The sequence below is a fragment of the Paraburkholderia sp. WC7.3g genome (genome assembly GCF_050436345.1).
Taxonomy (GTDB): Bacteria; Pseudomonadota; Gammaproteobacteria; order Burkholderiales; family Burkholderiaceae; genus Paraburkholderia; species Paraburkholderia podalyriae.
The window spans coordinates 2,055,578-2,079,351 of sequence record NZ_JBNDMA010000002.1 but is presented as its reverse complement, the minus strand read 5'-3'; the positions used below and the strand labels follow the sequence as shown (position 1 = coordinate 2,079,351).

Below are 23,774 nucleotides of genomic sequence, written 5' to 3'. Positions count from 1 at the left end.
AAAACTAGATGACATATTTGACGGGGCTTTTGCTTGTATACATACCCGTCACTTATGCGAGAAGCATGCCAGCACGCGAGCCGACGGTTCATGCGCGCCAGAGCAGGGTTTTGCGCGACTCGGTGCTCACGGCGATGCCGCTACTTGGTGCCGCGCAACCTGGGTGGTGCATAAGGGATCGCATTCGGCCCCATTGCAGTGCGTGCGCGTTGCAGGCGCTCCTCCGTCAAGGTGCGCACTTCAGCGCGGCTACCCTCGATATGGCGTGCGATCAACGCAACGCTACGATCCGTTTCGCGACCACGGATCGCATCGAGGATCGCCCCATGTTCGTCGTAGGTTTCGTCGATGCAGTCGCCATACACGAGATCGAGCCGCCGCACGACCCGGATGCGATCGGTCACGCGCTGCATCGCATTGGTCAGCTCGGCGTTATCGGCCGCCTGCACGAGGGCGTGATGAAATGCTTCGTCGAGCGCGACCATCTCGCGGCCGTCACGCTGACGATGAGCAGGTGGAATCTTCCAGATTTGTTCGAGCCGACCGAGCATCCGTGCGACGCGTTCGCAGAGCTCTCCTTCGGCACCCGCAAGCTTCGCGACCGCAAAGGTTTCGATCAGCTTGCGCATTTCGTAGAGGTCTTCGAAGCGCTTGAAATCGACCGGCACGACTTCCCAGCCGCCGCGCACATAACCGCGCATCAGGCCGTCGCTTTGCAGGCGCTGCAAGGCCTCGCGCGCGGGCGTGCGGGACACGCCGAAGCGCTCGGCGATGCTGCCTTCGGTCACGCGGTCGCCGGGCAGCAGGCGCATATCGAAGATATCCTCGCGTACGCTGACATAGACATGATCAGCCCGCGAAGGGGAAATGCCGGTGATGTCGTTCACGCTTGGAACCTGAGTTGGCTAGTGTCGGGGCTGAGATTATTGTCCGACCCCAACGCGCCGTGTCAACACGCAATGAAAAAACCGGCATCGCGCGGACATCAGCCGCGAGCGAAATACGCCTTTACAGCCGACAGAAACGTATCGATGTCCGCGCGCGAGACGTCCTTATGTGTCGCAAAACGCGACGCGTACAGCATCTGCGTGAGAATGCCCCGTTCCTTGAGCCACGCTTCGAGCGGAGCGCAATGTTGCTGCGGAAACTGCGCGAACACCATGTTGGTCGCGTGTGACTGCACCGTCACCTGATCGATCTGCGCGAGACCGTCGGCAAGAAGCTGGGCGTTGGCGTGATCGTCCGCGAGCCGCTCGACGTTGTGATCCAGCGCGTACAGACACGCCGCCGCCAGCACGCCCGATTGCCGCATGCCGCCGCCGAGCACTTTGCGCCAGCGATGCGCGGCGCCGATCAGCGCCTGGCTGCCGAGCAGCACCGAGCCGACCGGCGCGCCCAGTCCTTTGGAGAAGCAGATCGACACCGAATCGAAGGGCGCGCACAGCGCCGCCAGCGATTGGCCCGAAGCCACCGCGGCGTTGAACAGGCGTGCCCCGTCGAGGTGCGTCGCAAGCCCGCGCTGACGAACCAATTCGACCGCACGCGCCACATAGTCCGCGGGCAGCACTTTGCCTCCAATCGTGTTCTCTAGCGCGAACAGACGCGTGCGTGCGAAATGATCATCGATCGGCTTGATGGCGGCCGCAACCTTATCGAGCGGCAAGGTGCCGTCCACGGCATTTTCCAGCGGCTGCGGCTGAATGCTGCCGAGCACCGCCGCGCCGCCGCCTTCGTATTTATAGGTGTGCGCCAGTTGGCCGACGATGTATTCGTCGCCACGCGCGCAATGCGCCATCAAGGCCGCAAGATTGCATTGCGTTCCAGTCGGAAAGAACAGGCCGGCTTCCTTGCCGGCGCGTTCGGCGAGCACGGCCTGCAGACGCAGGACAGTCGGATCGTCGCCCCACACATCGTCGCCCAGCTCGGCGGTTGACATCGCGGCGAGCATCGGCTGGTCCGGACGGGTCACGGTATCGCTGCGCAAATCGATCATGTGCTGCTCCTCAGAGTGGCGGGCGCATCGCGCCTGCAGCGCGGACGACCTGGATTGAATTGAAAATCGTGCTATGCAGCCCTGCGCTCACGAGTAGCTGCTGGTGAGCGAAAGCGCCGGGTTGCGCGCAGTTGCATCGCGCTGCTGTGGGCCCGCCGATTTCAGCTCCGGATCGCGTTCGACGTCGACGGAAAAGAGATTGACCGCGCCAAGCAGAGTCTGCGCTTGCCTGTTCAAAGCGTCCGCGGCAGCACCCGATTGCTGGACCAGCGCAACATTCTGTTGCGTGCCATGCTCCAGGCTCGCGATCATCTCCCGGACTTCGCCGATATGAAGCGTCTGTTGCTGACACGCGTCGTGGATTTCGCTCATGATGCCCGTGACGCGCGCCGACGAATCAACGACCGCGGAGATGGTCGAGCCCGCGTCATCGACCTGAGTGGCGCCGTCTTTCACGCGAGCGTCGCTCGCCACGATCAGTTGCCGGACCTCCTTCGCCGCTTCTGCGCTACGTTGCGCGAGCAGCCTGACCTCGCCGGCCACCACGGCAAAACCGCGTCCCTGGCTACCGGCACGCGCGGCCTCGACCGCCGCATTCAGCGCGAGGATGTTGGTCTGGAACGCGATCCCGTCGATGACCGAGATGATCTCCGCGATGCGCGCCGACGACGCTCTTATCCCATGCATCGTCTCCACCACCCGGCCGACCGCCATGCCGCCTTGCCCAGCCGTTTCCGAGGCGTGCCTGGCAAGCTCGTCCGCGTGTCCCGCGTTCGCCGTGTTGGTGGCCACGCTAGCATCGAACTCCTTGAGCGCGCCGGTGGCCTGCTCGAGCGCGCTGGCCTGGAGCTCGGTGCGCGCGCCAAGATCGGCATTGCCGGCGGCAATCGCGTGGCTCATGCCGGCGACTGCATCGGCGCCAACGCGCACCTGTCCCACGATGTCCGCGAGCGCTTCTCTCATCCGCACCACAGTCGCCATCACGCTACCCGTATCGCCGGTGCGCAACCCGGCGCGCTGGGAAAGATCGCCGCGCCGGATCGCATCGGCGAACGCGATCAGCTCACGCGGCTCCGCGCCGAGCGAGCGGCCGATGTTGCGCACGACAAGCACCGCAACGCCAACACCGATCACGCACGCAAGTCCGGTTAGCGCAAGCATCATCCAGCGGAAATCGACGCTTATCTGACGTGCTTCGGCACCGCCCTGCCGGTTCAGCACTTCCTGAAAGTCGATCAACTGGTTGATTGCCGCGAGCCACTCGACCAGCGCGGGGCGCGCTTGCTGGAGCAGCAGGGTGCGCGCCCCTTCGGTGTCGCCGGAGGTTTGCCGTGCAATCACCTCGTCGATAAACGGCGTGGCCTTGTTGCCCGCATCGATCACGCGCGAATAGATAACGCGCTCGGCTGGGCTGATGTCGGTGCGCTGCGCGTAGACGGCGGCAAGCGGCTTTGCCGCCTCGTCATAATCCGCCGCGAGTTGCCGGATATGCGCGACGACGGCCGGCAGCTCATCATGCGATACGAGAGTGACATCGCGCACGGCGATTGACCGGTCATGGACGCTACCGCGAAAGTTGATGGCGTACCGTTCTTTGACGCCGTTCACGTCGATGATCTGATCGAGTCGTTGCCGCACCGACTCGACGCGCGTGATGGCGATGACCGTCAGCGCAACGAGAGCGACGAGGACAATGCCGAAGCCGGCAACCAACTGGGTGTGGACACGCAAACCCGCCGTAGTCCTCATGGATTCACCTTTTTCGTCAGAGATGCATTATTTGTTGCGCGTGTCTCGGCTGTTTCAAAGACGGCGGCCGCGGACAGCGCGCAATGACTCGCGGCCTGACATATCGACCGAAACGCCACCAGGATGCGCGATGGCATTGTGCCGAGGCGCAGGCCGTTCGGGAAATTGGTTTGCCTCATGGCGACGATTGCGAACAGTTATGACGCAGCCGCCATGCGCAAGCCAAACACAGCTCGAACGGGAGACGGCGCGGACACAATGAGCAACCCTAGAGCGCCTGCGCGGCAATACGCCCAATTTCTCAGGATTATATCGTCGCTTGACGATTTGCGCTGAAGACGACGCAGACGGTCGCAGCGATAACACCGGCGAACCGCCCTGCGCCGACTCGCAATGCGTTATAGCGCAGGCAGCAGGCTCGGCAGGCTCGTCAGGAAGGCGCGCACGTGCATGGCAATCACCGCTTCGGCGGGCGTGCTGTTTTCGTTCGAATAGATGCGGCGGCGAATCGCCAGATGAGACACGGCGCCATGCAACAGCCAACCCACTTCGCCCAGTTGGGCCGGGTCGACAGGCATGCGTAGACCCAGTTCATGCGCGGTCTCAGTGACGATGATTTCGAGCGCATGGCTGACGATCGCGTTCGTATAGGCCGGCGCCGTCTGCAGGCCCTCGAGCGACGAGTAAAGGAAAAGCCTCAGCCAGCGGCGCGTCAGGAGTGTGTCATAGTATTCTCGATAGAAGCGGTTGAGTCGGCTTTCAATCGGCACACTTCGGTCTTGCAACTGAACAAACCAGATTGCGTCGAAGATTCCGACGACTTCCCGCTTGTAGACTTCGTCAATCAAAGCGGCCTTGCTCGGGAACAGGCTATATAACAAGCGTTGCGATACGCCGCAGGCTTCCGCGATGGCGCGGGTCTGCGCGCCCAGACCATGCTCCGCGAAATACTCCGCGGCCTTCTCCAGCACGCGCGCCTGACGCTCTGCGCGCGGCAAACGCTGTGGCGCTTTTTTCATCGGCCGCTTGAGCGCGACGCGCTCGGCGCCGGTTCCACGGTTCGGCTTCTCGATAGTCCCTTTGTTCTTCATAACTCCCTGCGCTGTCGGATTATCGCTGATGTCATCAACTGACGATTTACGTTTTGATAAAAGTATACACCCGGGCGTGGGCGGCAGTCCCGCTGCCAATGGCGGTCCGCCAGGAACGCTCTCTTTAGCAAGCCTGAAGCACGTTGATGACGCGGCTCACGAGCAACGGGCGCGTATTGCGTCCATATTCGGCCATATGCGTCGAGGCCCCATGCGCCCTCAACGCTTCAGCGCTCTGCCAGCGCTCGATGACAGCGAACGTATCTTTGCCGAGCGGTGTCTGAGGCGTCCCGAACTCCGGTACGTCGATGACGGCCTCGTAGCTGATGCACCCCTCTTCGGCCAACACCGCTGGACGGTTCTGGTTGAAAAGTGCCAACACGGCTTCGCGTCGACCGGGCTGGGCGGTGATTGTGGCAATGACATGGATCATCTGGGTATTTCTCCTTTCCTGTTTTGGCGCCGATCGCCGCATGCGCTCCTGCCTATCTGAACATGACAGCGGCGTAATGCAGAGGTCAGCCTCGCGTCACGCCATCTGCGGACAATACAGGTTTACTCACCCTTGCAGCGGTGGCGCGGCGACACCCGAGGCTCCGTTCATCGCGTGTGAAACTGACTATATTTAACTTTACAGGTAATTCACCATGAAGACTCTGATCTATGCAGCGTTGGTTGCCAACGCACTCGTCGTCCCCGCGATCTCTTTTGCACAGGACTCCACTGCCCCGCTGACGCGTGCCGAAGTGCACGCCGACCTGGTGCAAATGGAACAGGCGGGGTATCGCCCGGGCCTCAAGGATTTGCACTATCCCACCGATGTTCAGGCTGCGGAGGCACGTATTCATGCGCAGGATGCCACGACGCCGAGCAGCACGGCGGTCGGCGGAGTGTCGATGAACGGCTCCTCGCAGTCGGGTGCGCCGTCGACGACCACAGGGACTCACTCGATCTACTTTGGTCACTGATGGTGTCGATCTGCACTGAATCCGGCCCCGGGTCCGGGGCCGCATCGCGTGACTTGCGCAACGGCTGCCGCCGGTCGTTGGACGCACCGCGCTCGTCTGTTTTGTCACCGCCCTGGCGAAGCCCGATTTGAACCCCGCGTTGCCGCGGCTCAACGCTTTGAAGGCACGCTGTCAGCATTCCTCTTCACACCTTCGCATGTCATTCGTGACGAGGACCCTTGATGGCCTCTCAAACAATTGGTAATAAAAATCTCTAACGCTTTAGTCTTCGCTGGAAATTACGCTAGTTCGCCTCCGTCTGAATCTTGCCGAGCATCATTCCATCCAGCATCGACAAGGTTTTCCCGATATGCGCAGGCAGAAAGAAATTGACTCGCCTGGCATTCAAACGTTGCCGGGATGCTATTTCTCCGTCTGCAGGAATCCAGAGCGTTGTGTACATTCGCACTTTGGTTGCGTTTGGGAACACCCGACATAGGTCACAAAGCAATCATCCTCGTTGCCAACATCTTCTTGCGCCAGATCTTTGCAAGGTGCTCTTGCGTTTCCCCCAAGCCCTGGAATTTTCATGCTCGGTCTAGTTCGTATCGCGCTCCGACGACCCTACACTTTCGTCGTTCTGGCAATCTTCATTCTCATCATCGGGCCACTGTCGGCGATGAAGACGCCCACCGACATTTTCCCCGATATCAGAATCCCGGTAATCAGCGTGGTGTGGCAATACACGGGGCTGCCGCCCGACCAGATGGTCGGCCGGATCACGTCGCCGTTCGAACGCACGCTGACTACCACCGTGAACGATGTCGAACACATCGAGGCAGAATCGGTCGCTGGTTTCGGGATCGTCAAGATCTTCTTCCAGCCGGGCGTGAATATCAGCACGGCGAACGCGCAAGTGACCGCGGTCGCGCAAACTCAGTTGCGGCAGTTGCCCGCGGGCACTACGCCGCCGCTGATCCTCAATTACAACGCGTCGACCGTGCCAATCATCCAGTTGGCGCTATCGGGCAAGGGACTGTCCGAGCAGAGGCTGGGCGACCTCGGTCTGAATGCGGTGCGTCCCATGCTCACGACTGTCGCCGGTGCGTCGGTTCCCTACCCGTTCGGCGGCAAGACGCGCCAGGTGCAGATCGACATTGATCCTGCGGCACTGCAGGCGCGCGGTTTATCCGCGCAGGACGTCGCCAATGCGCTGGCGGGTCAGAACCTGATCACGCCGGTCGGCACGGAAAAGATCGGCGACTACGAATACACGCTGCAACTGAACAATGCGCCCTCGGAGATCAAGGCCCTGGGCGATCTACCGGTCAAGGCCGCCAATGGCACGACGGTCACTATTCGTGACATTGCGAATGTTCGCGACGGCAGTCCGCCGCAAACCAATATCGTCCATGTGAACGGCCGGCGCTCGGTGCTGATGTCGGTACTCAAGAACGGCTCGGTTTCGACGCTCGGGATCATCTCCGGCATCAAACAGCAAATCGCCAACGGGAAGGCGTCGTGGCCCGATAACCTGAATGTCGAACCGATCGGCGACCAGTCGATCTTCGTGCGCGCAGCCATCACCGGTGTGGCACGTGAAGGCGTGATCGCGGCCGTGCTCACCAGCCTGATGATTCTGCTGTTCCTCGGCAGCTGGCGTTCGACGATCATCATCGCAACCTCGATCCCACTGGCCATCCTCGGCTCGATCGCCACGCTCTCCGCATTAGGCGAAACCTTGAACATCATGACGCTCGGCGGTCTCGCGTTAGCGGTGGGGATTCTTGTCGACGATGCGACCGTGACGATCGAGAACATCAACTGGCACCTCGAGCACGGCAAGGAGGTGGAGACCGCTATCCTCGATGGCGCCGCGCAGATCGTCACGCCCGCGTTCGTTTCCCTGCTGTGCATCTGCATCGTGTTCGTGCCGATGTTCTTCCTGAACGGCGTGGCGCGCTTCCTGTTCGTGCCGATGGCGGAGGCCGTCATTTTCGCGATGATCTCGTCGTTCATCCTGTCGAGAACCCTCGTGCCGACAATGGCCAAATACCTGCTGAAACCGCATGCGCAGGGTGAGCACGCCGATGAGACGCGCCGTCCGGGTCCGCTCGGACGCTTCCAGCGCGGCTTCGAAGCACGCTTTGAAAAGGTGCGTGGCGTGTATCGCGGGTTACTCGAACTCGCGCTGAACCATCGGCGTCCGTTCGTCAGTTGCTTCCTCGGCTTCGTCGCGCTCTCGTTCGCCCTCGCGCCCTTGCTCGGCCGCGACTTCTTCCCGGCGGTCGATGCCGGGCAGATCCTGATGCATGTGCGCGCACCAGTCGGGGTGCGCGTCGAAAAGACCGCGCAGATATTCGCGAATGTCGAAGGCGCGATCCGCCGGATCATCCCGCCGTCCGACCTCGGCACGGTGGTCGACAATATGGGGCTGCCGGTCAGCGGCATCAATACCGCTTACAACAACACCGGGACGGTCGGTTCGCAGGACGGCGACATCCAGATTGCACTGAACGAAGGGCATCGTCCGACCGACGGGTATGTCCGCATGATGCGTGAAAGATTGCCGCGGGAATTCCCGGGGGTCACGTTCTCTTTCCCACCGGCGGATATCATCGGCCAGATCCTTAACTTCGGCTCGCCGGCGCCGATCGACCTGCAGATCCGCGGCAACAACCTGAACGCCAACTACGCGTATGCAGACCGTCTGCTGCGCGCGGTCCGCGACGTGCCCGGCGTGGTCGATGCACGGATCGCGCAGTCGCACGGCAATCCCACCTTCAACGTCGATGTCGACCGCACGCGTGCACAGTTGCTCGGCATCACCGAGCGCGACGTGACCAACAGCATGGTGGTGAACCTCGCGGGTTCGAGCCAGGTGGCGCCCACGTACTGGCTGAACAATGCGAACGGCGTGTCGTATCCGATCGTGATGCAAACGCCGCAATACCGTCTCGATTCACTGGCAGCATTGCAAAATCTGCCGATCACCGCCAGCGGCGGAGGCACCGCCCAGATCCTCGGCGGTCTGGCAACGGTCGAGCGCTCCACCAGCAACGAAGTCGTCAGCCAATACAACATCCAGCCCATGGTCGAGATCTTCGCGACCACCCAGGACCGCGATCTCGGCGCGGTGTCGGCCGATATCCAGCGCATCATGCACCAGAACGCCAGCACCTTGCCGAAGGGCTCGAGCGTCGCGCTGCTGGGTCAGGTGCAGACGATGAACAGCGCCTTTGCCGGCATGTTGTTCGGCCTGCTTGGCGCAGTGGTGCTGATCTATCTGCTGATCGTCGTCAATTTCCAGTCGTGGGCCGATCCGTTCGTGATTGTGAGCGCATTGCCGGCGGCGTTGGCGGGCATCGTCTGGATGCTGTTCGCGACGCACACGACGCTCTCCGTACCCGCACTCACTGGCGCGATCATGTGCATGGGGGTGGCGACCGCCAATTCGATTCTGGTCGTCAGCTTCTGCCGCGAACGTCTTGCCGTCCATGGCGATCCGTTCAAGGCGGCACTCGAAGCGGGCTTTACGCGCTTTCGCCCGGTGCTCATGACCGCGCTATCGATGATCATCGGCATGGCGCCGATGGCGCTCGCCCTCGGCGAAGGCGGTGAGCAAAACGCGCCGCTCGGCCGCGCGGTGATCGGCGGTTTGATGTTTGCCACCACGGCTTCGCTGTTCCTGGTCCCCGTCATCTTCTGTATCGTTCACGCGCGCCCCGGGCGCGCGGCGACCCCAGCATCCGCCCCGGAAGGTCCTGCCTATGTCGTCTGAATCCACTTTTCCCACTCACACGCCGCCGCGCCGTCCGCTCCGGATCGCGGGCGTGATCGGCCTGCTGATCGCCTTAGGCATCGTCGTTGGCGGTGTCGCGCTGCGGGCTGTCGACGCCCGCAAGCTGAAAACCTGGACGGAGGCTCAGGCCGTACCGACAGTCAATCTGATCCAGCCCATGCGCGATCCCAACGGCCCTTCACTGCAACTGCCCGGCCGGCTCGAAGCGTTTACACGGGCGCCAATTTTCGCGCAGGTCAGCGGCTACCTGAAATCATGGAACGTCGATATTGGCGCGCCGGTCAAGGCGGGTCAGGTGCTCGCCGAAATCGAAACACCCGAGCTTGATCAGCAGCTCCTTCAGGCACGCGCCGATCTGCAGAGTGCGCAGGCGAATGCCGTCGTAGCGGGTACGACGGCGAAGCGCTGGGAGGCGCTAAGAGGCACCGATTCCGTCGCCCAGCAGGACGTCGACCAACGCACGGCTGATTACACCGCGAAGGAGGCGATCGTGGCGGCCGCGAAGGCCAACGTCGATCGCCTCGTCGCGACAAAGGCCTTCGCGCGGATCGTCGCGCCGTTCGACGGCGTGGTGACCGCGCGCGACACCGACGTTGGCGCGCTGGTGAACGCCGGTAGCGGCGGCGTCGGCCAGGAGCTGTTCGCGGTGTCCGAGGTTAAGCAGTTGCGTGTTTATGTTCAGGTACCGCAGAACTACGCTCCGGCGATCCACGATGGCACGACCGCGACCTTGACCGTTCCCGAGTACGCCGACCAGCAGTTCACCGCGCGCGTGATTGCAGCGGCAGACTCCGTCAATTCGAGTTCGGGGACGACGCTCGTGCAATTGCTGGTCGACAATGCCAACGGCAAGCTGCTGCCGGGCGGTTTCGCCAGCCTGAAATTCACGTTGCCCGAGTCGGCCGATTCACTTCGAGTGCCGGCTAGCGCGCTCGTGTTCGATAGCCGCGGCGTCGTGGTCGCCACGCTCGGTGCGAACGGTCACGTGCTGTTCAAGCAGGTGAAGATCGACCGTGATCTGGGCGATTCGGTGGAGATCGGCTCGGGACTCGCCGCCAGCGATCGCGTGATCGATACGCCGCCCGACGGACTCGCCGACGGCGACAGCGTGCAGGTTGCGCCGGCCACTGACAGGAAGGCGGCCGCACATGGTTAAGCCTGGACGGGTCGCGCTTTTAACGGGCGTTCTGGCGCTCTCCGCCTGCTCGCTCGCACCGCAATATCAGGTGCCTTCGGCGCCGGTAGCGGCACAATACAAAACCGTTGGTCCCTGGACGGCCGCTCAGCCCGCCGACCGCATAGACCGTAACGGCTGGTGGAAAATATATGGCGACGCGCAACTCGACGATCTCGAAGCGCGTCTGCTGGCCAACAACACCGATCTGCACGCCGCCTACGCGCACTATGCGCAAGCGCAGGCTTTCGTCGCGCAGGTCGCGTCGGGACTGTATCCGACCATCAGCGCAAGCGCGGTGCCGCAGCGCGTTCGCCAGTCCGACAACCGGCCGTTGCGCGTGGGCGGCCCGAACGACTACAACTCCGTCACGCTCGGCGCCGAAGTCAATTACGACCTCGACCTGTGGGGCCGCGTGCGTGACTCCGTGGTGGCCGGCAAGGATGAGGCTCAGGCGACCAAAGCCGATCTGGCTTCCGTGAAACTCAGCCTGCAAGTGGCACTCGCGGACAATTACATCGGTTTGCGGGGCCTCGACCGGCAGACCGAGCTGCTGAACGAGACGGTCATGGCGTATGCGAAAGCGCTGCAACTCACGCAGACGCTGCATGACAGCGGCATCGTGGCGGGCCTCGACGTTTCGCGGGCTCAAACGCAATTGTCGTCGGCGAAGTCCCAGTTGTCGCAGAATCTCGCGCAACGAGCGCTCATCGAACACGCGATTGCCGTGCTGGTGGGCACGTCCGCGTCCGAATTTAGCCTGCCGCAGCAGACCGCCGCCATCGCGTTGCCGGCGATTCCGACCGGCCTGCCCTCGACGCTGCTGCAACGTCGCCCCGACGTCGCAGCAGCGGAACGCCGGGTTGCCGAGGCCAACGCAAAGATTGGTGTCGCGCGCGCGGCCTATTTCCCGGACATCACGCTGAGCTTACAGGGTGGTGTGCAAAGCGCCGCCTATGCTGGACTGGTTAGCGCGCCCAATCTGTTCTGGGCGATTGGCCCGCAGCTCGTGCAATACGTCTTCGACGGCGGTTACCGTCGTGCGCAGCTCGACGGCGCGAAGGCGGCAACCGAGGAAGCCGGAGACCGCTACCGCAGCGTGGTTCTGTCGGCATTCCAGCAGGTCGAGGACAACCTTTCGCTGCTGTCGTATCTCGGCACCGCGCTTGGCGAGCAAAAGGATGCCGCGAATGCCGCGCAATACTCGGTAGATCTGGCGCTGCGCCAATATCGCCAAGGTACTGTAGGTTATCTCGATGTCGTGCAGGCGCAGACCGTCGCACTCGAAGCACGGCGCAGCGTGCTCGATATCCAGACACGCCAGCTAAATGCCAACGTGCAACTGCTGCATGCACTGGGCGGCGGATGGTCGAGCGATGAACTCGCCCAAGTGACTGCCACGCCGGCACTGGTCGCGACAACGATGGCACACGGCGCAAATTGAAGGCCTGCACAGGGCGCAACCGGGGGGGTGACCCGGTTGCGCACGCTGTTCCCGTAAATTTCTCGTCCCGCGTGACGACGCACGGCAGAAAGCGACGCTGGTGTTTCAGCGGCGTTTCCCGCCGGCCCAGAGAGCGCGTACCGGCCGCCTTTTCGTCGTCGTACACCCGGATGCGGGTTGGCGCGGATCCGGACTCGACAATATAGAGGCGGCTTTCATCCGGCGAGAAACAAAGGCCGTTCGGATTGGCGATGTCGCCGGCGACGATCTCTCTTTCGCCGGGGCGGCCGTCAGTCGTTCTTCCGGATATACGCTGCGAACGCCTGCGCGTAATCCGGATGCCAGCGCGACAGCGCCGGGCGATTCTCCACAATGTCTCCCGCAGCCCAAAGGATGCGTCGCTCGTCGAGGGAGCGAGGCACATCGTTGTCGGGGCACAGAATGTAGAAATCGCCCGCATCCAGTCGCTCAAGCATGAAATCGACAGTCTGCTCGGGCGTCCAGGCGGCGGCCGGCTTCTCGGTACGACCTCGAGCGGCAAGCTCCGTGAACACAAAGCCTGGGATCAGCAAATGCGCGCTGATCCGGCAGCCTGGCGTATTGCGCAACTCGTGCTGCAGTGCTTCGGTAAACGCCTTCAGGCCGGCCTTGGAGACGTTATAAGCCGGGTCGCCGGGCGGTGTCGTGATGCCCTGCTTCGAACCGGTGTTAATGACGAGGCCCGGGCGTGCGCGCGCGATCATCGCGGGCACGAAGGTCTGAGTGCCACGGATGACACCCCATAGGTTGACGTCAAGCACCCGCTCCCAGTTAGCGGCCGCCCCGAACATGGAGCTACCCGGTTGAATCCCCGCATTGTTCATGAGGATATCCGTGCCGCCGAAGCGATCCCGAACCGCTGCTTCGAGGCGGATCAGGTCTTCAAGGCGGCTGACGTCCGTCTCGACGGCCAGTACATCCTTCGCGCCTTCAGCAGCCACGCTGGCAATCGCCTGCTTCGCGTGCGCAAGGCGGTCCTCACCCAGATCCGCAATGCACACGCGAAGCCCAAGCTGCGCGAACCGCTTCGCAGCAGCGAGTCCAATGCCGGCAGCGCCGCCTGTCACGACGGCGACGGCTCCGGGAGTGAAAGTAAAGTGTGTCATCGATAGTCCTTTCTGATTCGTCATAAAAAGTCAGCCCGCCACCTCACAAGCGGACCGCCAAACCGCACGTGCTCGACAGGTCGCGCGGCCGGGAAATTCGTCACCCACCTCAGTCCATCGGGCAAAACGGCACTGGCGACAGAAACACCGACTCCTGATGGACGAGATACGGCAGGATGCGCGGCGTGAAAGCTTGCCAGCGTGGATCGGCTGCGAGTTTCGCGCGCTGCGCGGCCCGCCTGAGTCCTCCGTCCAGCAACCCTTGAGGCGGGCGTACTGACTGATGATTCCGAGCCCTTCGCGCTCGTAGATGTCCAGGAACTCGCCTGCCTTTCCTGCCGTTATCTGATACGTACGCATTTCTACCAGCATGATTCCCTCTGTTTCGATCGGTACTCTGCCACAGCACGGCGCCGTCAGAACGCGTCGCCGACATCGGGCCGACGCGAATCTGCACGGTCGATTCGAAATGCAGGTCGTCGAGCCTCTTCAGCGCTTTGCAACCGGGCAGACATGCTTCGAGTACGACGGGGTCGTTCAATGCACGCCATGCGGCTTCAGGGGGCATGGGCAGGATGGTTCGATCTGTCAGTTTCATCTCCGCCGCTCAGCGCTCGTAGAGTTTGAACAGCGCCTGCGTGCCGTTGCGCGCGTAGCCCCGCTCGGCCATCTCGTGATACATCACGCGCACCAGTTCCAGACCCGGCAATTCACGTCCCATGCTTCCTGCTTCCTCGTGCGCAATCCGCAGGTCCTTGATGAAATGCTCGATGAAGAAACCGGGTGCAAAATCGCCCTTGGCAATGCGCGGCCCCAGGTTGTTCAGCTGGAATCCACCCGCCGCGCCCCCGCCAATCGCGCTCAATACGGTGTCGGCATCCAGCCCGGCGCTGTGCGCATAGGCGAGCCCTTCGCACACGCCCATCATCGTCGACGCAATGACGATCTGATTGCACAGCTTCGTGTGCTGACCCGCACCCGGGCCGCCTTGCAGGACGATGTTGGTGCCGAGGCAGCGCAACATCGGTTCCACGCGTGCGAGCACAGCGCTTGCGCCGCCGACCATGATCGACAGGCGCCCTTCGCGCGCACCGATGTCGCCGCCCGATACCGGCGCATCCAGCATGTGCACCCCGCGCTGAGCGGCGTGCGCGGCCAACTCTTCGGCCAGTTTTGGACTCGACGTCGTCATGTCGACCAGCACCGCATCGCGCCGGGCATGCGCGATCAGACCGTCGTCGTCGAGATAGAGTGCGCGGACGTCCTCGGGTGTGCCGACAATCGTGAACACGACGTCCGATACTTCGGCGAGCGCCCGCGGGGTCGCTTGCCAGTTCGCGCCGGCTTCGATGAGCGGCTCAGCCTTCGCACGCGTACGGTTATAGACATGCAGCGGATAGCCGGCGGCGGCGAGCCGCGAGGCCATAGAGAAACCCATGATGCCAAGGCCGATAAAGCCAATCGCGGGTTTGCCTGTAGATTGATTCATGATGGTTGGTCCGTTCAGAGTTTGTCGCGCAGCAAGTCGCGCAATAGCATGGGAGTCAGTGGATGACGGCCGGCAACGACGCCAAATGGCGCAAGCGCGTCGTTGACCGCGTTGGTCAATGCGCCGATCGCTCCCATCACCCCGCCTTCGGCCATCCCCTTGATGCCGGCCGCCGTCGACTTGCCAGACGTATGCAGCGGGATGATCTCGAGGTTGGGCAATTCAGTCGAAGTGGCGATCAGGTAGTCGGCGAGTGATCCGGTCACGTTCTGTCCTGAGTCGTCGTAACGCATGTGCTCGAACAGCGCGCCCGACAGTCCCATCGCCACGGCGCCATGCTGCTGCCCTTCCACCACGGTGGAATTGAGCAGCGTGCCGCAGTCTTCGGCGATGACGTAACGCGCGATGCGGAATGCGCCGGTCAAGACGTCCACCTTGATCTCGCATCCATGAGCCGCATTCGAATAAGTCATGGCCGGCGGATCGTAAGTCAGGTGAAATTCGAGGCCCGGCGTCAAACCTTGCGGCAACGCGGTGGGATCCAGATACGCACGGCGGGCCGGTTGCGCGAAGCGCATATTCATCATCGGCGCGAGGCTTTGTCCTCCGGCGATCAGCTTGGCGTCAAAACCGTGAAGAGCAAGAAGCGACAGCGCGTCGTCAAGCGTGCTCGGCCGGTGATACGAAAATGCGGTGGGTTTCATGCGCGTTGCGCGTGCGCACTCGGGCTGCGATTCCGGGCGATGACAGGCAACCCGCGACAGCCCCCGCCCGCCGATAACCGAGGCACTCGACGACGGCCATTGCCGATTCGCTTGACGCTGCTCATGATTCGCTCCAGCCGCGTGCGCGGCGCTGTTCACCCGGCGGGATAGCTACCGCTTCAGCCATCGCCTCGGAAACGAGGATATCGCCGACAAATTAACTCGTCAATTGACGACTACACCTCCAATTGAGAGGATCATTGTCGGTCTAATGCGCAGGCCGTGTATATGAAGGTGCCACTATGATGTTTTGTTGTTTTTTAAAATATGTCTTCACATGACGACTTACGATTTGATAGAGTACATCGTCCGCCGGCATGAACCGGTGTCGCCATGCTCCCGGTTTTAGCCGTGCACTATCTCAGTGCCATCGCGAAGCGAGCGCCTCATCTATGACTGCCGGCATTGGCACTCCCCGCGCCAGGGCGTTTGCGGGTCTTTCACTCAACCCGTTTCGGTTCTCCGCTCATGTCCTTGTCAAGCCGTCAATCGGTCATCATCGCGTTGATCGTCGCCAGCGCCTATTTCATGGAGAACCTGGACGCTACGGTGATTGCGACAGCGCTGCCCCACATGGCCGCCACGTTCGGCGTCACGCCAGTGAGGCTGAGTATCGGCATGACCGCCTATCTGCTCGCGCTCGCGGTCTTCATCCCGATCAGCGGCTGGGTGGCGGATCGCTTTGGGCAACGCTCCGTGTTCGGTAGCGCCATCGTCGTGTTCACCGGCGCGTCGATACTTTGCGGGCTCAGCAACGGTCTCGTCGAATTCACGGTCGCGCGGATCCTGCAGGGACTCGGCGGTGCAATGATGGTGCCGGTCGGCCGGCTCGCCGTGCTGCGCAGCACGGACAAGCGTCACCTGATGCGCTCGATCGCCTACATTACCTGGCCCGGGTTGGCCGCACCGGTGTTGGGTCCAGCGTTGGGCGGCTTTATCTCGACCTATTTCAGCTGGCGCTGGATCTTTCTGCTGAACGTACCGATCGGCCTGCTGGGCCTGGCGCTGACCGCCACGTTCATTCCGAACCACCGCGAATCCAGCCGTCGTCCGTTCGATGTGCCCGGATTCGTGCTTAGCGGAGTCGCGCTAACCTGCCTCATGTACGGCATGGAACTCGTCGGGCAACTGCATGGCGACTGGCACATCGCGGCCGCGGCGCTGACCGGTGGCGTGCTCGCCGCAGCCTTCGCGGTACGGCATTTCCGGCGTGCCGAACACCCGCTGATCGATCTCGCGCCGTGGCGAATCCCGACGTTTCGCGCAACCCTCGATGGCGGTTCGTTGTATGTGGTCTCGGTCAGCGTTTCGCCCTTCCTGTTGCCGCTGTTCTTCCAGCTCGGTTTCGGACTCAACGCGTTCGCCGCCGGCTTGCTGGTGCTCGCTTACGCGGCCGGCAATCTGGCCATGAAGACCGTCACCACGCCCATCCTCAAGCGCTTTGGTTTTCGCAAGGTAATGATCGTCAATGGCCTGCTCACCGCCGCCACCATCGCGCTGTGCGCCCTGCTCTCGCCGGACACGCCGCGCGCGCTGATCATGCTGGTGCTGCTGGTCGGCGGGCTATGCCGATCGATGCAGTTCACCAGCATCAACACGCTCGCATTCGCGGACGTGCCGCCGGCGCGGATGAGTTCGGCGAGCACGTTTTTCAGCATGGTCCAGCAGATGACCATCGGTCTCGGCATCGCATTCGGTGCGATCGCGCTGCATGCTGCAGTCCTGATACATGGCGGCCACGCGCAGTTGACGCTTGCTGATTTCCGGGTCGCGTTTCTGCTTGTCGCGGTGCTGGTACTGATCTCCGTGCTGTACTTTATCGGCCTCGAACCGGATGCCGGCTGCGAGGTGAGCGGCCATACGGGAGCCGCATCGCGGTAGTGCGGAAATTGTATCGAGCGCGTTAATGGCGACTGGCCCAAATTAAACAGAGAGAGAGTCCGTGCAGAATAACCCGGGTACGCCAGTTACGAGTTCACAAGCCGCCTCGCCCCACGCGGCGCCAGTTGCGGACAGCTCAGTCGCTCGCAGCGCCTCGCAACAGGCGCTGATCCTTGCGGGCGTTTGTATCGCGGTACTAGTGCTGCCGCTGAATTTCGGCGGTGCGGCGGTGTCGGCGCCGACTATCGGCACCGCGTTGGGAGGCAGTCCAGTGGCAATCAACTGGATCCTGAACGCGTTCATGCTGAGCTTCGGCAGCAGTCTGATGGTCGCCGGAGCGCTCGCGGATCTGCTCGGACGAAAACGTGTATTCGCCGTCGGGGTAGCGCTCTTTGCAGCGACATCACTCGGGATCTCGGCCGCGCCGAGCCTCGTGTGGGTCGACTTTCTGCGCGCGCTGCAGGGCATTGCGGCCGCGTTGGTGCTGGCCGGATCATCGGCAGCGCTTGCCCAGGAGTTCGACGGGCATGGCCGCGCTCGCGCGTTCAGCATGCTCGGCACGACTTTCGGCGTGGGCCTGGCGCTGGGTCCGCTTCTCGCCGGGTTTCTTACGCAAACATTCGGCTGGCGCTCGTTCTTCCTGGCGGATGCGGCAATCGGCTTGACGGGCTTTGCGCTCGGCGTTCCAAAACTGAGGGAATCCTATGATCCGCACGCCAATGGTCTCGATTGGCCTGGCGCCATCAGCTTTACCGCGGCACTGACCCTGTTCACCTTCGGCCTGCTGCAAGGGCCGGAGAGCGGCTGGAGCAGTCCCCTCATCGTTTCACTGTTCTTGGGTGCCGCGGTCATGGCGATCGCCTTCGTCTGGATCGAAGGTCGTGTTACCCGGCCCATGCTCGATCTGTCGTTGTTTCGCTATCCGCGCTTCGTCGGTGTGCAGGTACTCCCGCTTGCGACCGCATTCTGCTATGTCACGTTGCTGCTTGTCTTGCCGACGCGATTCATCGGCATCGAAGGACATACCGCGATCGGCGCGGGCTTGATGATGGTTTCGCTTTCGGCGCCGATGCTGATCGTGCCGCTCACCGCTGCGCATCTCACGCGTTGGATGTCGGCCGGTGTCATCTCGGCGATCGGCCTCGTCATTGCGGCCATCGGCATGCTCTGGTTCAGTGGTATCGGACTTGATGCGTCAGCCACTGTCCTTGGGATTCCGCTGTTCGTGATCGGTGTCGGTGCGGGGCTGCCGTGGGGACTGATGGACGGCTTGTCCGTCAGCGTTGTTCCAAAGGAACGTGCCGGCATGGCGACGGGTATCTTCAGCACGACGCGCGTGGCGGGCGAAGGCATGACCCTCGCGGTGGCTAGCGCGATATTGGCAGTGCTCACACGCTTGCGACTAGCCGACGCACTCGCGCGATCTCCCGGCGCGTCGGCTCATGCCGTCACAGAAGCCGCCCAGCGCGTGGCCACCGGCGATCTGGCACATGCCACGGTGCTTCTGCCCACACTCGGGGCGCCTGTACTCGTGCATGCGTACGACGGCGCGTTCCGGGTACTGCTCCATATGCTGGCGGCAATCACGCTCGCCTCCGCGATCATGGTGCTTGGGTTCCTTGGCCGCACACCATCCGCGGCGAGCCCAGACGATGCCAGCCCGGCGCTTTCCGGAGGCAAAGGGATCGCCGACCGGTGAGACGCGCGCGGCTGCATTGGAGAAGACGCGGGTTTCCGCAGCGAAGGCTTCCACGGAGGAAGCCACAGGTAAGGATTCAACCACGACTCGTGACTGAATACTGACCGACGCATTACCGATCCGGCTATTTGACATTGAATCTTTATTCATGTCAATTCAGTCAGCGGATTCTTCCACAGCAATAAAAATTCACAAAATCACAAGCGAATTTCTACCGATCAAGCGCATTAGGACAATTGGCTCTACTGTCAATTCTAGCAAGACAGATTTCCAATTTTTGGACGTTCACGACACATTCTTTGCGGGCGAACGTGACGACCCAGTCCCGCCTTTCGCAATCTATCGCCGAACTCTAGCCCGCTATTTACGGACTATTTTCGAAGAAGAACAGTGTCGATAACTTGCTCAGGCTCCCCTCCTGGAGATCCTGCAACCCGCTCTTTGTCATGCCTTTTTGCAGTACTCCTTGTTAAGCCAATTCAGCCATACCACATAATTTAATCTTGGCTCCTTTCATTTTTATCATCCTCTTTTAGCCTTGAAAGGAACCGACCTCCTATTGCAAGCATAGAGAAAATAGATTGGCGCTCTGAAAAGCCCAATCATAGGATGTGCCTGGTTTCCTCCTGTCCTGAACTGGGATCACAACGTGAAATTACGCACGACACAAATCGCAGCAAGCATTCTTTCCATCGCCTCCGCAATCGTCACTGCGCAACCCGTGTACGCTGAAGATATGACGCGCGATAGTGGCTCGCCGGTCGGCGACAACCAGAACTCACAGACCGCCGGTCCTGAAGGTCCGGTACTGCTGCAGGACTCGCATCTGATCGAGAAGCTGCAGCGCTTCGACCGGGAGCGCATCCCGGAGCGCGTCGTTCATGCGCGCGGCACGGGTATTTTTGGCGAGTTCGCGCCGAGCGCCGATATCAGCGCATTGACCACCGCCAAAGTGTTCACGCCTGGCACGAAGACCCCGGTCTTCGTGCGCTTCTCGACCGTGATGGGCTATCGCGGATCGCCTGAGCAGGCGCGCGACCCGCGCGGCTTTGCCGTGAAGTTCTATACGCAGCAAGGCAACTGGGACGTCGTCGGCATCAACTGGCCGATCTTCTTCATCCGGGACGCTATCAAGTTCCCGGACTTCGTGCACGCAAACAAGCCGTCCGCCGTGACGGGCGTGCAGGATCCGAATCTGGCCTTCGATTTCTTCGCTCATACGCCGGAAGCGACCAGCATGCTGACGCACCTCTACACCGACGAGGGAATGCCTGACTCATACCGTCACATGGATGGCTTCGGCGTCCATGCGTTCAAGTTCGTCAATGCCAAAGGCGAAGTTCACTACGTGAAGTTTCACTGGAAGAGCCGTCAGGGCATCGAGGGCATCCGCCCGCAGGATATTCCTCATTCGATCGGCGCCGACTGGAATCTGATGACCGACGACCTGTACAACTCGGTCAAGGCCCATTCATATCCGCAATGGGATCTGTACATCCAGATCCTTTCGCCGAAGGATCTGAACAAGTTCGACTTCGATCCGCTTGACGACACGAAGGTGTGGCCTTCGTCGATCCCTGAGCAGAAGGTCGGGACGATGACGCTCAACCGGGTTCCGGATAACTACTTCCAGTCCACTGAAGAGTCGGCATTCGCGCCGTCCCGCCTCGTGCCGGGCATCGAGCCCTCCGAGGACCGGATGCTGCAGGGTCGTCTGTTCGCATACGCCGACACGCAGATGTATCGCCTGGGACCGAACTACAACGATTTGCCGATCAACCGTCCTGTTGTGCCTGTGTACAACAATAATCAGGATGGCTCGATGAATTCCGGCGATCGCAAGGCTGAGGTGAACTACGAGCCCTCCAGCATCGCGGAGATCTCGCAGCAGGCCAGGTACAAGTCCGTGCAGACGCCGCTCAGCGGAACGACGCAGCAAATGGCGATCCACAAGACGCTCGACTTCCGTCAGGCTGGCGAGTTCTACCGGACGCTGTCTGAAGCCAACAAGGCGGATCTGGTCACGGCATTGTCGGGCGATCTGGGCCGTGTAACAAACGACACGAATAAGTACACGATGCTGTCGTACTTTTACAAGGCTGATTCCGATTACGGTACTCGCCTCGCACGCGCCACGCACGCGGATCTCTCACGTGTGCAGGATATGGCGTCGCACCTCGGCGATAACTGAAGCCAGTAGGCAACGCAGACGGAGCCTGCGCAAGCAGGCCCCGTCTGCCTGAATACGATTTCCGACGGAGAACGTCATGCGAGGTTTCTCTACTGCGCGGCGTGTAGTTCGAAACGCAGCCGTGGCAGCGATAGCCGCACTTCTGAGCGCGAGTTGTGCGGAGCACGTTTATCGGCCAGCAACGTATTCCGGCACGGTTGACACGCGAGCATACACCGATGACTGGTTCGCGGCGGCGCGCGAAGGGCGAACCGATATCGTTCAATTGCTGATCGACGCGCACTATCCAATCGAAACCGCAACGCCTCAGGGATATACCGCGCTCATTCTTAGCGCCTACGATAATCACCCGGACACGCTAAGGGCGCTTCTTGCCGCACACGCCAACGCATGCGCCGCCGACAAGCACGGCAATACCGCGTTGATGGGTGCACTGTTCAAGGGCGAAACGAACATTGCGCAAATATTGCTCGAGACGCGCTGCCCTATCGATCAAACCAACAACGCAGGGGAAACGGCGCTATCGTTTGCTGCGCTGTTCGGCCGGCTCGATATGCTCTCGGTGCTGGTGGCGCACGGAGCGAACGTCAATCATGTCGACGCACGCGGCGGCACCGCGCTGCAAATGGCCATCTCGCAACACAATACCGCCGCAGCCGATGCGCTGCGCCAGGTCGGCGCTACGCAGTAAGGCGCTACGCAGCTCTGCGTTCACGCGAAAGTATTGATGATGCTTCCAACCATGCCGTTTGCACTGACAGGCGGCGCGCTCGCAGCTTCCGCTTCGACGAGAGCCAGGGCGCCGCTTTGCGGCGTATGCGCGGCAACGCCCTGCGAGGACTGCTGCATCACTTGCATGGCCACGCTTGCGGCGGTTTGCGTAACGTTCATGATCTTTCCTTTGTTGAAGACGCAGACGTTAGCACGTCTTCCGATTTTTGGCAGATCTCACCAATTGAATTCGCAGCCGCTGGTAAGTGCGGAAAATCGTGCTGCGGGTCTGGATGACACGAATGTCATCTTGCGGACCGATTTGCGACATGCAGGAGCCGGTATGTTGACACGTCGCTCAGAGGTCTATGTGCAGCTCTGTTGTTTCGTTTGCGCTTGCGACCCAAATCTCAAAAGGTCACGAGCGAGTTTGGCAGAACCTTTTTTCGAAGACCGCATGCAAGAAGGAATGCAACGGGGGTTGTCTTCAATGACGGAAATCACGGCCGTAGTCAGCATCAGGATTGCAGATATCACGCGTCTGACCCACATATTCGGCGAGGAATCGACTCAACAGGCTCTCACTCAGTTCGGCGAGGAAGCAACGGCTTTGCTAAATCGGCTGCTGGCTCAGCATCAGGTAATTGACCGATATCGTTCTGATGTCGACGGAAATTGCTCTGCGTGTTTCCGCGTGCTGTCGGGAGGCTTGCCGCGTGATGCCAGCGAAGCGGCGCAGGCCATAGAAAAGGCAGGGCGTCATCTGATTCGCGAGCGGCTACTTGCTATTTTTGGCGGCGGGACAGGCGCCCGGATCAACTGCGATCTGTCGGTGTTCGTTTTGCCTTCCGAAGCAGTCGCAGGAGATGCCAAAACGGGTTGGTTTCAATGGACGAAAGATCAATCGAGGTCCCAACCGAAACAACAACATAAAGACCGGGACAACTCATCGACCAGAGTGAGAGCAATTCTGCGCGAACGCTCCATACAGACCGTGTTGCAGCCGATAGTGCGCATTAAAGACGGTGCAGTGACGGGTTTTGAAGCCCTTTCCAGAGGTCCGCAACGGACGCCATTTGAACGCCCGGACGTGCTGTTCGACGCGGCTCATGCGGCCGGCTGTGCCGTAGAGATGGAATTATTGTGTGCCGAAGTGGCTCTCGAGCGCACCAAAGGCAAGCTGCCGCCCGGGAAGTTTTTGACCATCAATCTGGGCCCGGATGCCTTGACCCTTGCCGCGGAAAAACTGCCGTTGGCAGGCCGGCAGGAAGTCATGTTCGAACTCACCGAGCACTTACCGCTCAACGAAGCCGAGGGTTTGCGAGAGGCGGTCGAACGCCTGCGTACCATCGGCATTGGCTTGGCCCTGGACGACACGGGCTGCGGGTTCGCAGACCTCGATACCGTCCGTCTGTTGAAGCCAGAAATCGTCAAACTGTGCATTACCGTGATCCGCAATGCCGATAAGGGTGCGCCCTTCGCAGCCGCTATTCGCGCGTCGGCTGAACAGCTCTGTAAGCTCGGCTGCAAGGTGCTTGCTGAAGGTGTCGAAACGGCAGCCCAGCACGACGCATTGCAGAACTGCGGCATCGAACTTGCGCAAGGGTGGCTTTACGGCAAGCCGGCGGCCGTTGCGTCATTGCCAGGCGGCAGATGACCCAACGGCGGGTTCGCAAAACGATTTCGAAAGAACT

Annotated in this window: 20 protein-coding genes; 10 read left to right on the top strand and 10 right to left on the bottom strand. The window is 61.4% G+C overall.

What is annotated here, in order from left to right; genetic code table 11:
• Nucleotides 1-140: 140 nt before the first annotated feature.
• The 3 genes from OKW43_RS20960 to OKW43_RS20950 all read right to left on the bottom strand — a co-directional run bounded on the left by OKW43_RS20960 (nt 141) and on the right by OKW43_RS20950 (nt 3,664).
• The gene (locus tag OKW43_RS20960) at nt 141-887 is read right to left on the bottom strand and encodes a GntR family transcriptional regulator (RefSeq protein WP_429449556.1); all 747 of its coding nucleotides are present in this window, start codon (nt 885-887) and stop codon (nt 141-143) included.
• A 98-nt stretch (nt 888-985) separates the two neighbouring features.
• Nucleotides 986-1,993 carry a low-specificity L-threonine aldolase gene (gene ltaE, locus OKW43_RS20955; protein WP_429449554.1) on the bottom strand — a complete coding sequence of 336 codons (1,008 nt, stop codon included), beginning with the start codon at nt 1,991-1,993 and terminating at the stop codon, nt 986-988.
• A gap of 87 nt (nt 1,994-2,080) precedes the next feature.
• Nucleotides 2,081-3,664, bottom strand: coding sequence for a methyl-accepting chemotaxis protein (locus OKW43_RS20950; protein ID WP_246529940.1), 1,584 nt, complete (start codon nt 3,662-3,664; stop codon nt 2,081-2,083).
• Here OKW43_RS20950 and OKW43_RS20945 point away from each other — a divergent pair.
• A complete protein-coding gene (locus OKW43_RS20945) occupies nt 3,551-3,829 on the top strand; it encodes a hypothetical protein (RefSeq protein WP_246529952.1) in 279 nt (92 codons plus the stop codon). The two genes, OKW43_RS20950 and OKW43_RS20945, sit on opposite strands and share 114 nt — an antisense overlap.
• A 311-nt stretch (nt 3,830-4,140) precedes the next feature.
• On the opposite strand, the gene OKW43_RS20940 is transcribed toward OKW43_RS20945, so the two are convergent.
• On the bottom strand, nt 4,141-4,932 hold the full coding sequence (locus tag OKW43_RS20940) for a TetR/AcrR family transcriptional regulator (RefSeq protein ID WP_429449552.1): 792 nt from the start codon (nt 4,930-4,932) through the stop codon (nt 4,141-4,143).
• Between the two features lie 25 nt (nt 4,933-4,957).
• Entirely contained in the window at nt 4,958-5,308 is a 351-nt protein-coding gene (locus tag OKW43_RS20935; protein WP_429449550.1) for a putative quinol monooxygenase, read from the bottom strand.
• 172 nt (nt 5,309-5,480) lie between these two features.
• On the opposite strand from OKW43_RS20935, the gene OKW43_RS20930 reads away from it, so the two are divergent.
• The 4 genes from OKW43_RS20930 (at nt 5,481) to OKW43_RS20915 (ending at nt 12,200) form a co-directional block, all read left to right on the top strand.
• Complete coding sequence (locus tag OKW43_RS20930; protein ID WP_429449548.1) at nt 5,481-5,801, top strand: DUF4148 domain-containing protein; 321 nt, start codon at nt 5,481-5,483, stop codon at nt 5,799-5,801.
• Between the two features lie 568 nt (nt 5,802-6,369).
• A complete protein-coding gene (locus OKW43_RS20925; protein ID WP_429449546.1) occupies nt 6,370-9,561 on the top strand; it encodes an efflux RND transporter permease subunit in 3,192 nt (1,063 codons plus the stop codon).
• Nucleotides 9,551-10,738: an efflux RND transporter periplasmic adaptor subunit gene (locus tag OKW43_RS20920; RefSeq protein WP_429449543.1), complete on the top strand. Its 1,188-nt coding sequence runs from the start codon at nt 9,551-9,553 to the stop codon at nt 10,736-10,738. The genes OKW43_RS20925 and OKW43_RS20920 overlap by 11 nt, the downstream gene beginning before the upstream one ends.
• Nucleotides 10,731-12,200, top strand: coding sequence for an efflux transporter outer membrane subunit (locus tag OKW43_RS20915; protein WP_429449541.1), 1,470 nt, complete (start codon nt 10,731-10,733; stop codon nt 12,198-12,200). Before OKW43_RS20920 ends, OKW43_RS20915 begins: the two co-directional genes overlap by 8 nt.
• Nucleotides 12,201-12,490: 290 nt before the next feature.
• On the opposite strand, the gene OKW43_RS20910 is transcribed toward OKW43_RS20915, so the two are convergent.
• From OKW43_RS20910 to OKW43_RS20895, 4 genes are all read right to left on the bottom strand, one after another.
• The gene (locus tag OKW43_RS20910; RefSeq protein ID WP_429449539.1) at nt 12,491-13,369 is read right to left on the bottom strand and encodes an SDR family NAD(P)-dependent oxidoreductase; all 879 of its coding nucleotides are present in this window, start codon (nt 13,367-13,369) and stop codon (nt 12,491-12,493) included.
• Nucleotides 13,370-13,454: 85 nt separating this feature from the next.
• Entirely contained in the window at nt 13,455-13,913 is a 459-nt protein-coding gene (locus OKW43_RS20905; protein ID WP_429451743.1) for an SRPBCC domain-containing protein, read from the bottom strand.
• 39 nt (nt 13,914-13,952) lie between these two features.
• Complete coding sequence (locus OKW43_RS20900) at nt 13,953-14,834, bottom strand: NAD(P)-dependent oxidoreductase (RefSeq protein WP_429449536.1); 882 nt, start codon at nt 14,832-14,834, stop codon at nt 13,953-13,955.
• A gap of 14 nt (nt 14,835-14,848) precedes the next feature.
• Nucleotides 14,849-15,538: a molybdopterin cofactor-binding domain-containing protein gene (locus OKW43_RS20895; protein WP_429449534.1), complete on the bottom strand. Its 690-nt coding sequence runs from the start codon at nt 15,536-15,538 to the stop codon at nt 14,849-14,851.
• 528 nt (nt 15,539-16,066) lie between these two features.
• On the opposite strand from OKW43_RS20895, the gene OKW43_RS20890 reads away from it, so the two are divergent.
• The 4 genes from OKW43_RS20890 (at nt 16,067) to OKW43_RS20875 (ending at nt 22,060) form a co-directional block, all read left to right on the top strand.
• Nucleotides 16,067-17,479: a DHA2 family efflux MFS transporter permease subunit gene (locus OKW43_RS20890; RefSeq protein ID WP_429449532.1), complete on the top strand. Its 1,413-nt coding sequence runs from the start codon at nt 16,067-16,069 to the stop codon at nt 17,477-17,479.
• Nucleotides 17,480-17,540: 61 nt separating this feature from the next.
• Complete coding sequence (locus OKW43_RS20885) at nt 17,541-19,178, top strand: MFS transporter (RefSeq protein ID WP_429449530.1); 1,638 nt, start codon at nt 17,541-17,543, stop codon at nt 19,176-19,178.
• A 736-nt stretch (nt 19,179-19,914) separates the two neighbouring features.
• Nucleotides 19,915-21,369: a catalase gene (locus tag OKW43_RS20880; protein WP_187632732.1), complete on the top strand. Its 1,455-nt coding sequence runs from the start codon at nt 19,915-19,917 to the stop codon at nt 21,367-21,369.
• A gap of 76 nt (nt 21,370-21,445) precedes the next feature.
• Nucleotides 21,446-22,060: an ankyrin repeat domain-containing protein gene (locus OKW43_RS20875; RefSeq protein WP_222945462.1), complete on the top strand. Its 615-nt coding sequence runs from the start codon at nt 21,446-21,448 to the stop codon at nt 22,058-22,060.
• Between the two features lie 20 nt (nt 22,061-22,080).
• Here the strand turns inward: OKW43_RS20875 and OKW43_RS20870 are convergent, their stop codons facing one another.
• The gene (locus OKW43_RS20870) at nt 22,081-22,260 is read right to left on the bottom strand and encodes a hypothetical protein (RefSeq protein ID WP_027196133.1); all 180 of its coding nucleotides are present in this window, start codon (nt 22,258-22,260) and stop codon (nt 22,081-22,083) included.
• A 250-nt stretch (nt 22,261-22,510) separates the two neighbouring features.
• On the opposite strand from OKW43_RS20870, the gene OKW43_RS20865 reads away from it, so the two are divergent.
• Entirely contained in the window at nt 22,511-23,737 is a 1,227-nt protein-coding gene (locus tag OKW43_RS20865; RefSeq protein ID WP_429449527.1) for an EAL domain-containing protein, read from the top strand.
• Nucleotides 23,738-23,774 lie beyond the last annotated feature (37 nt).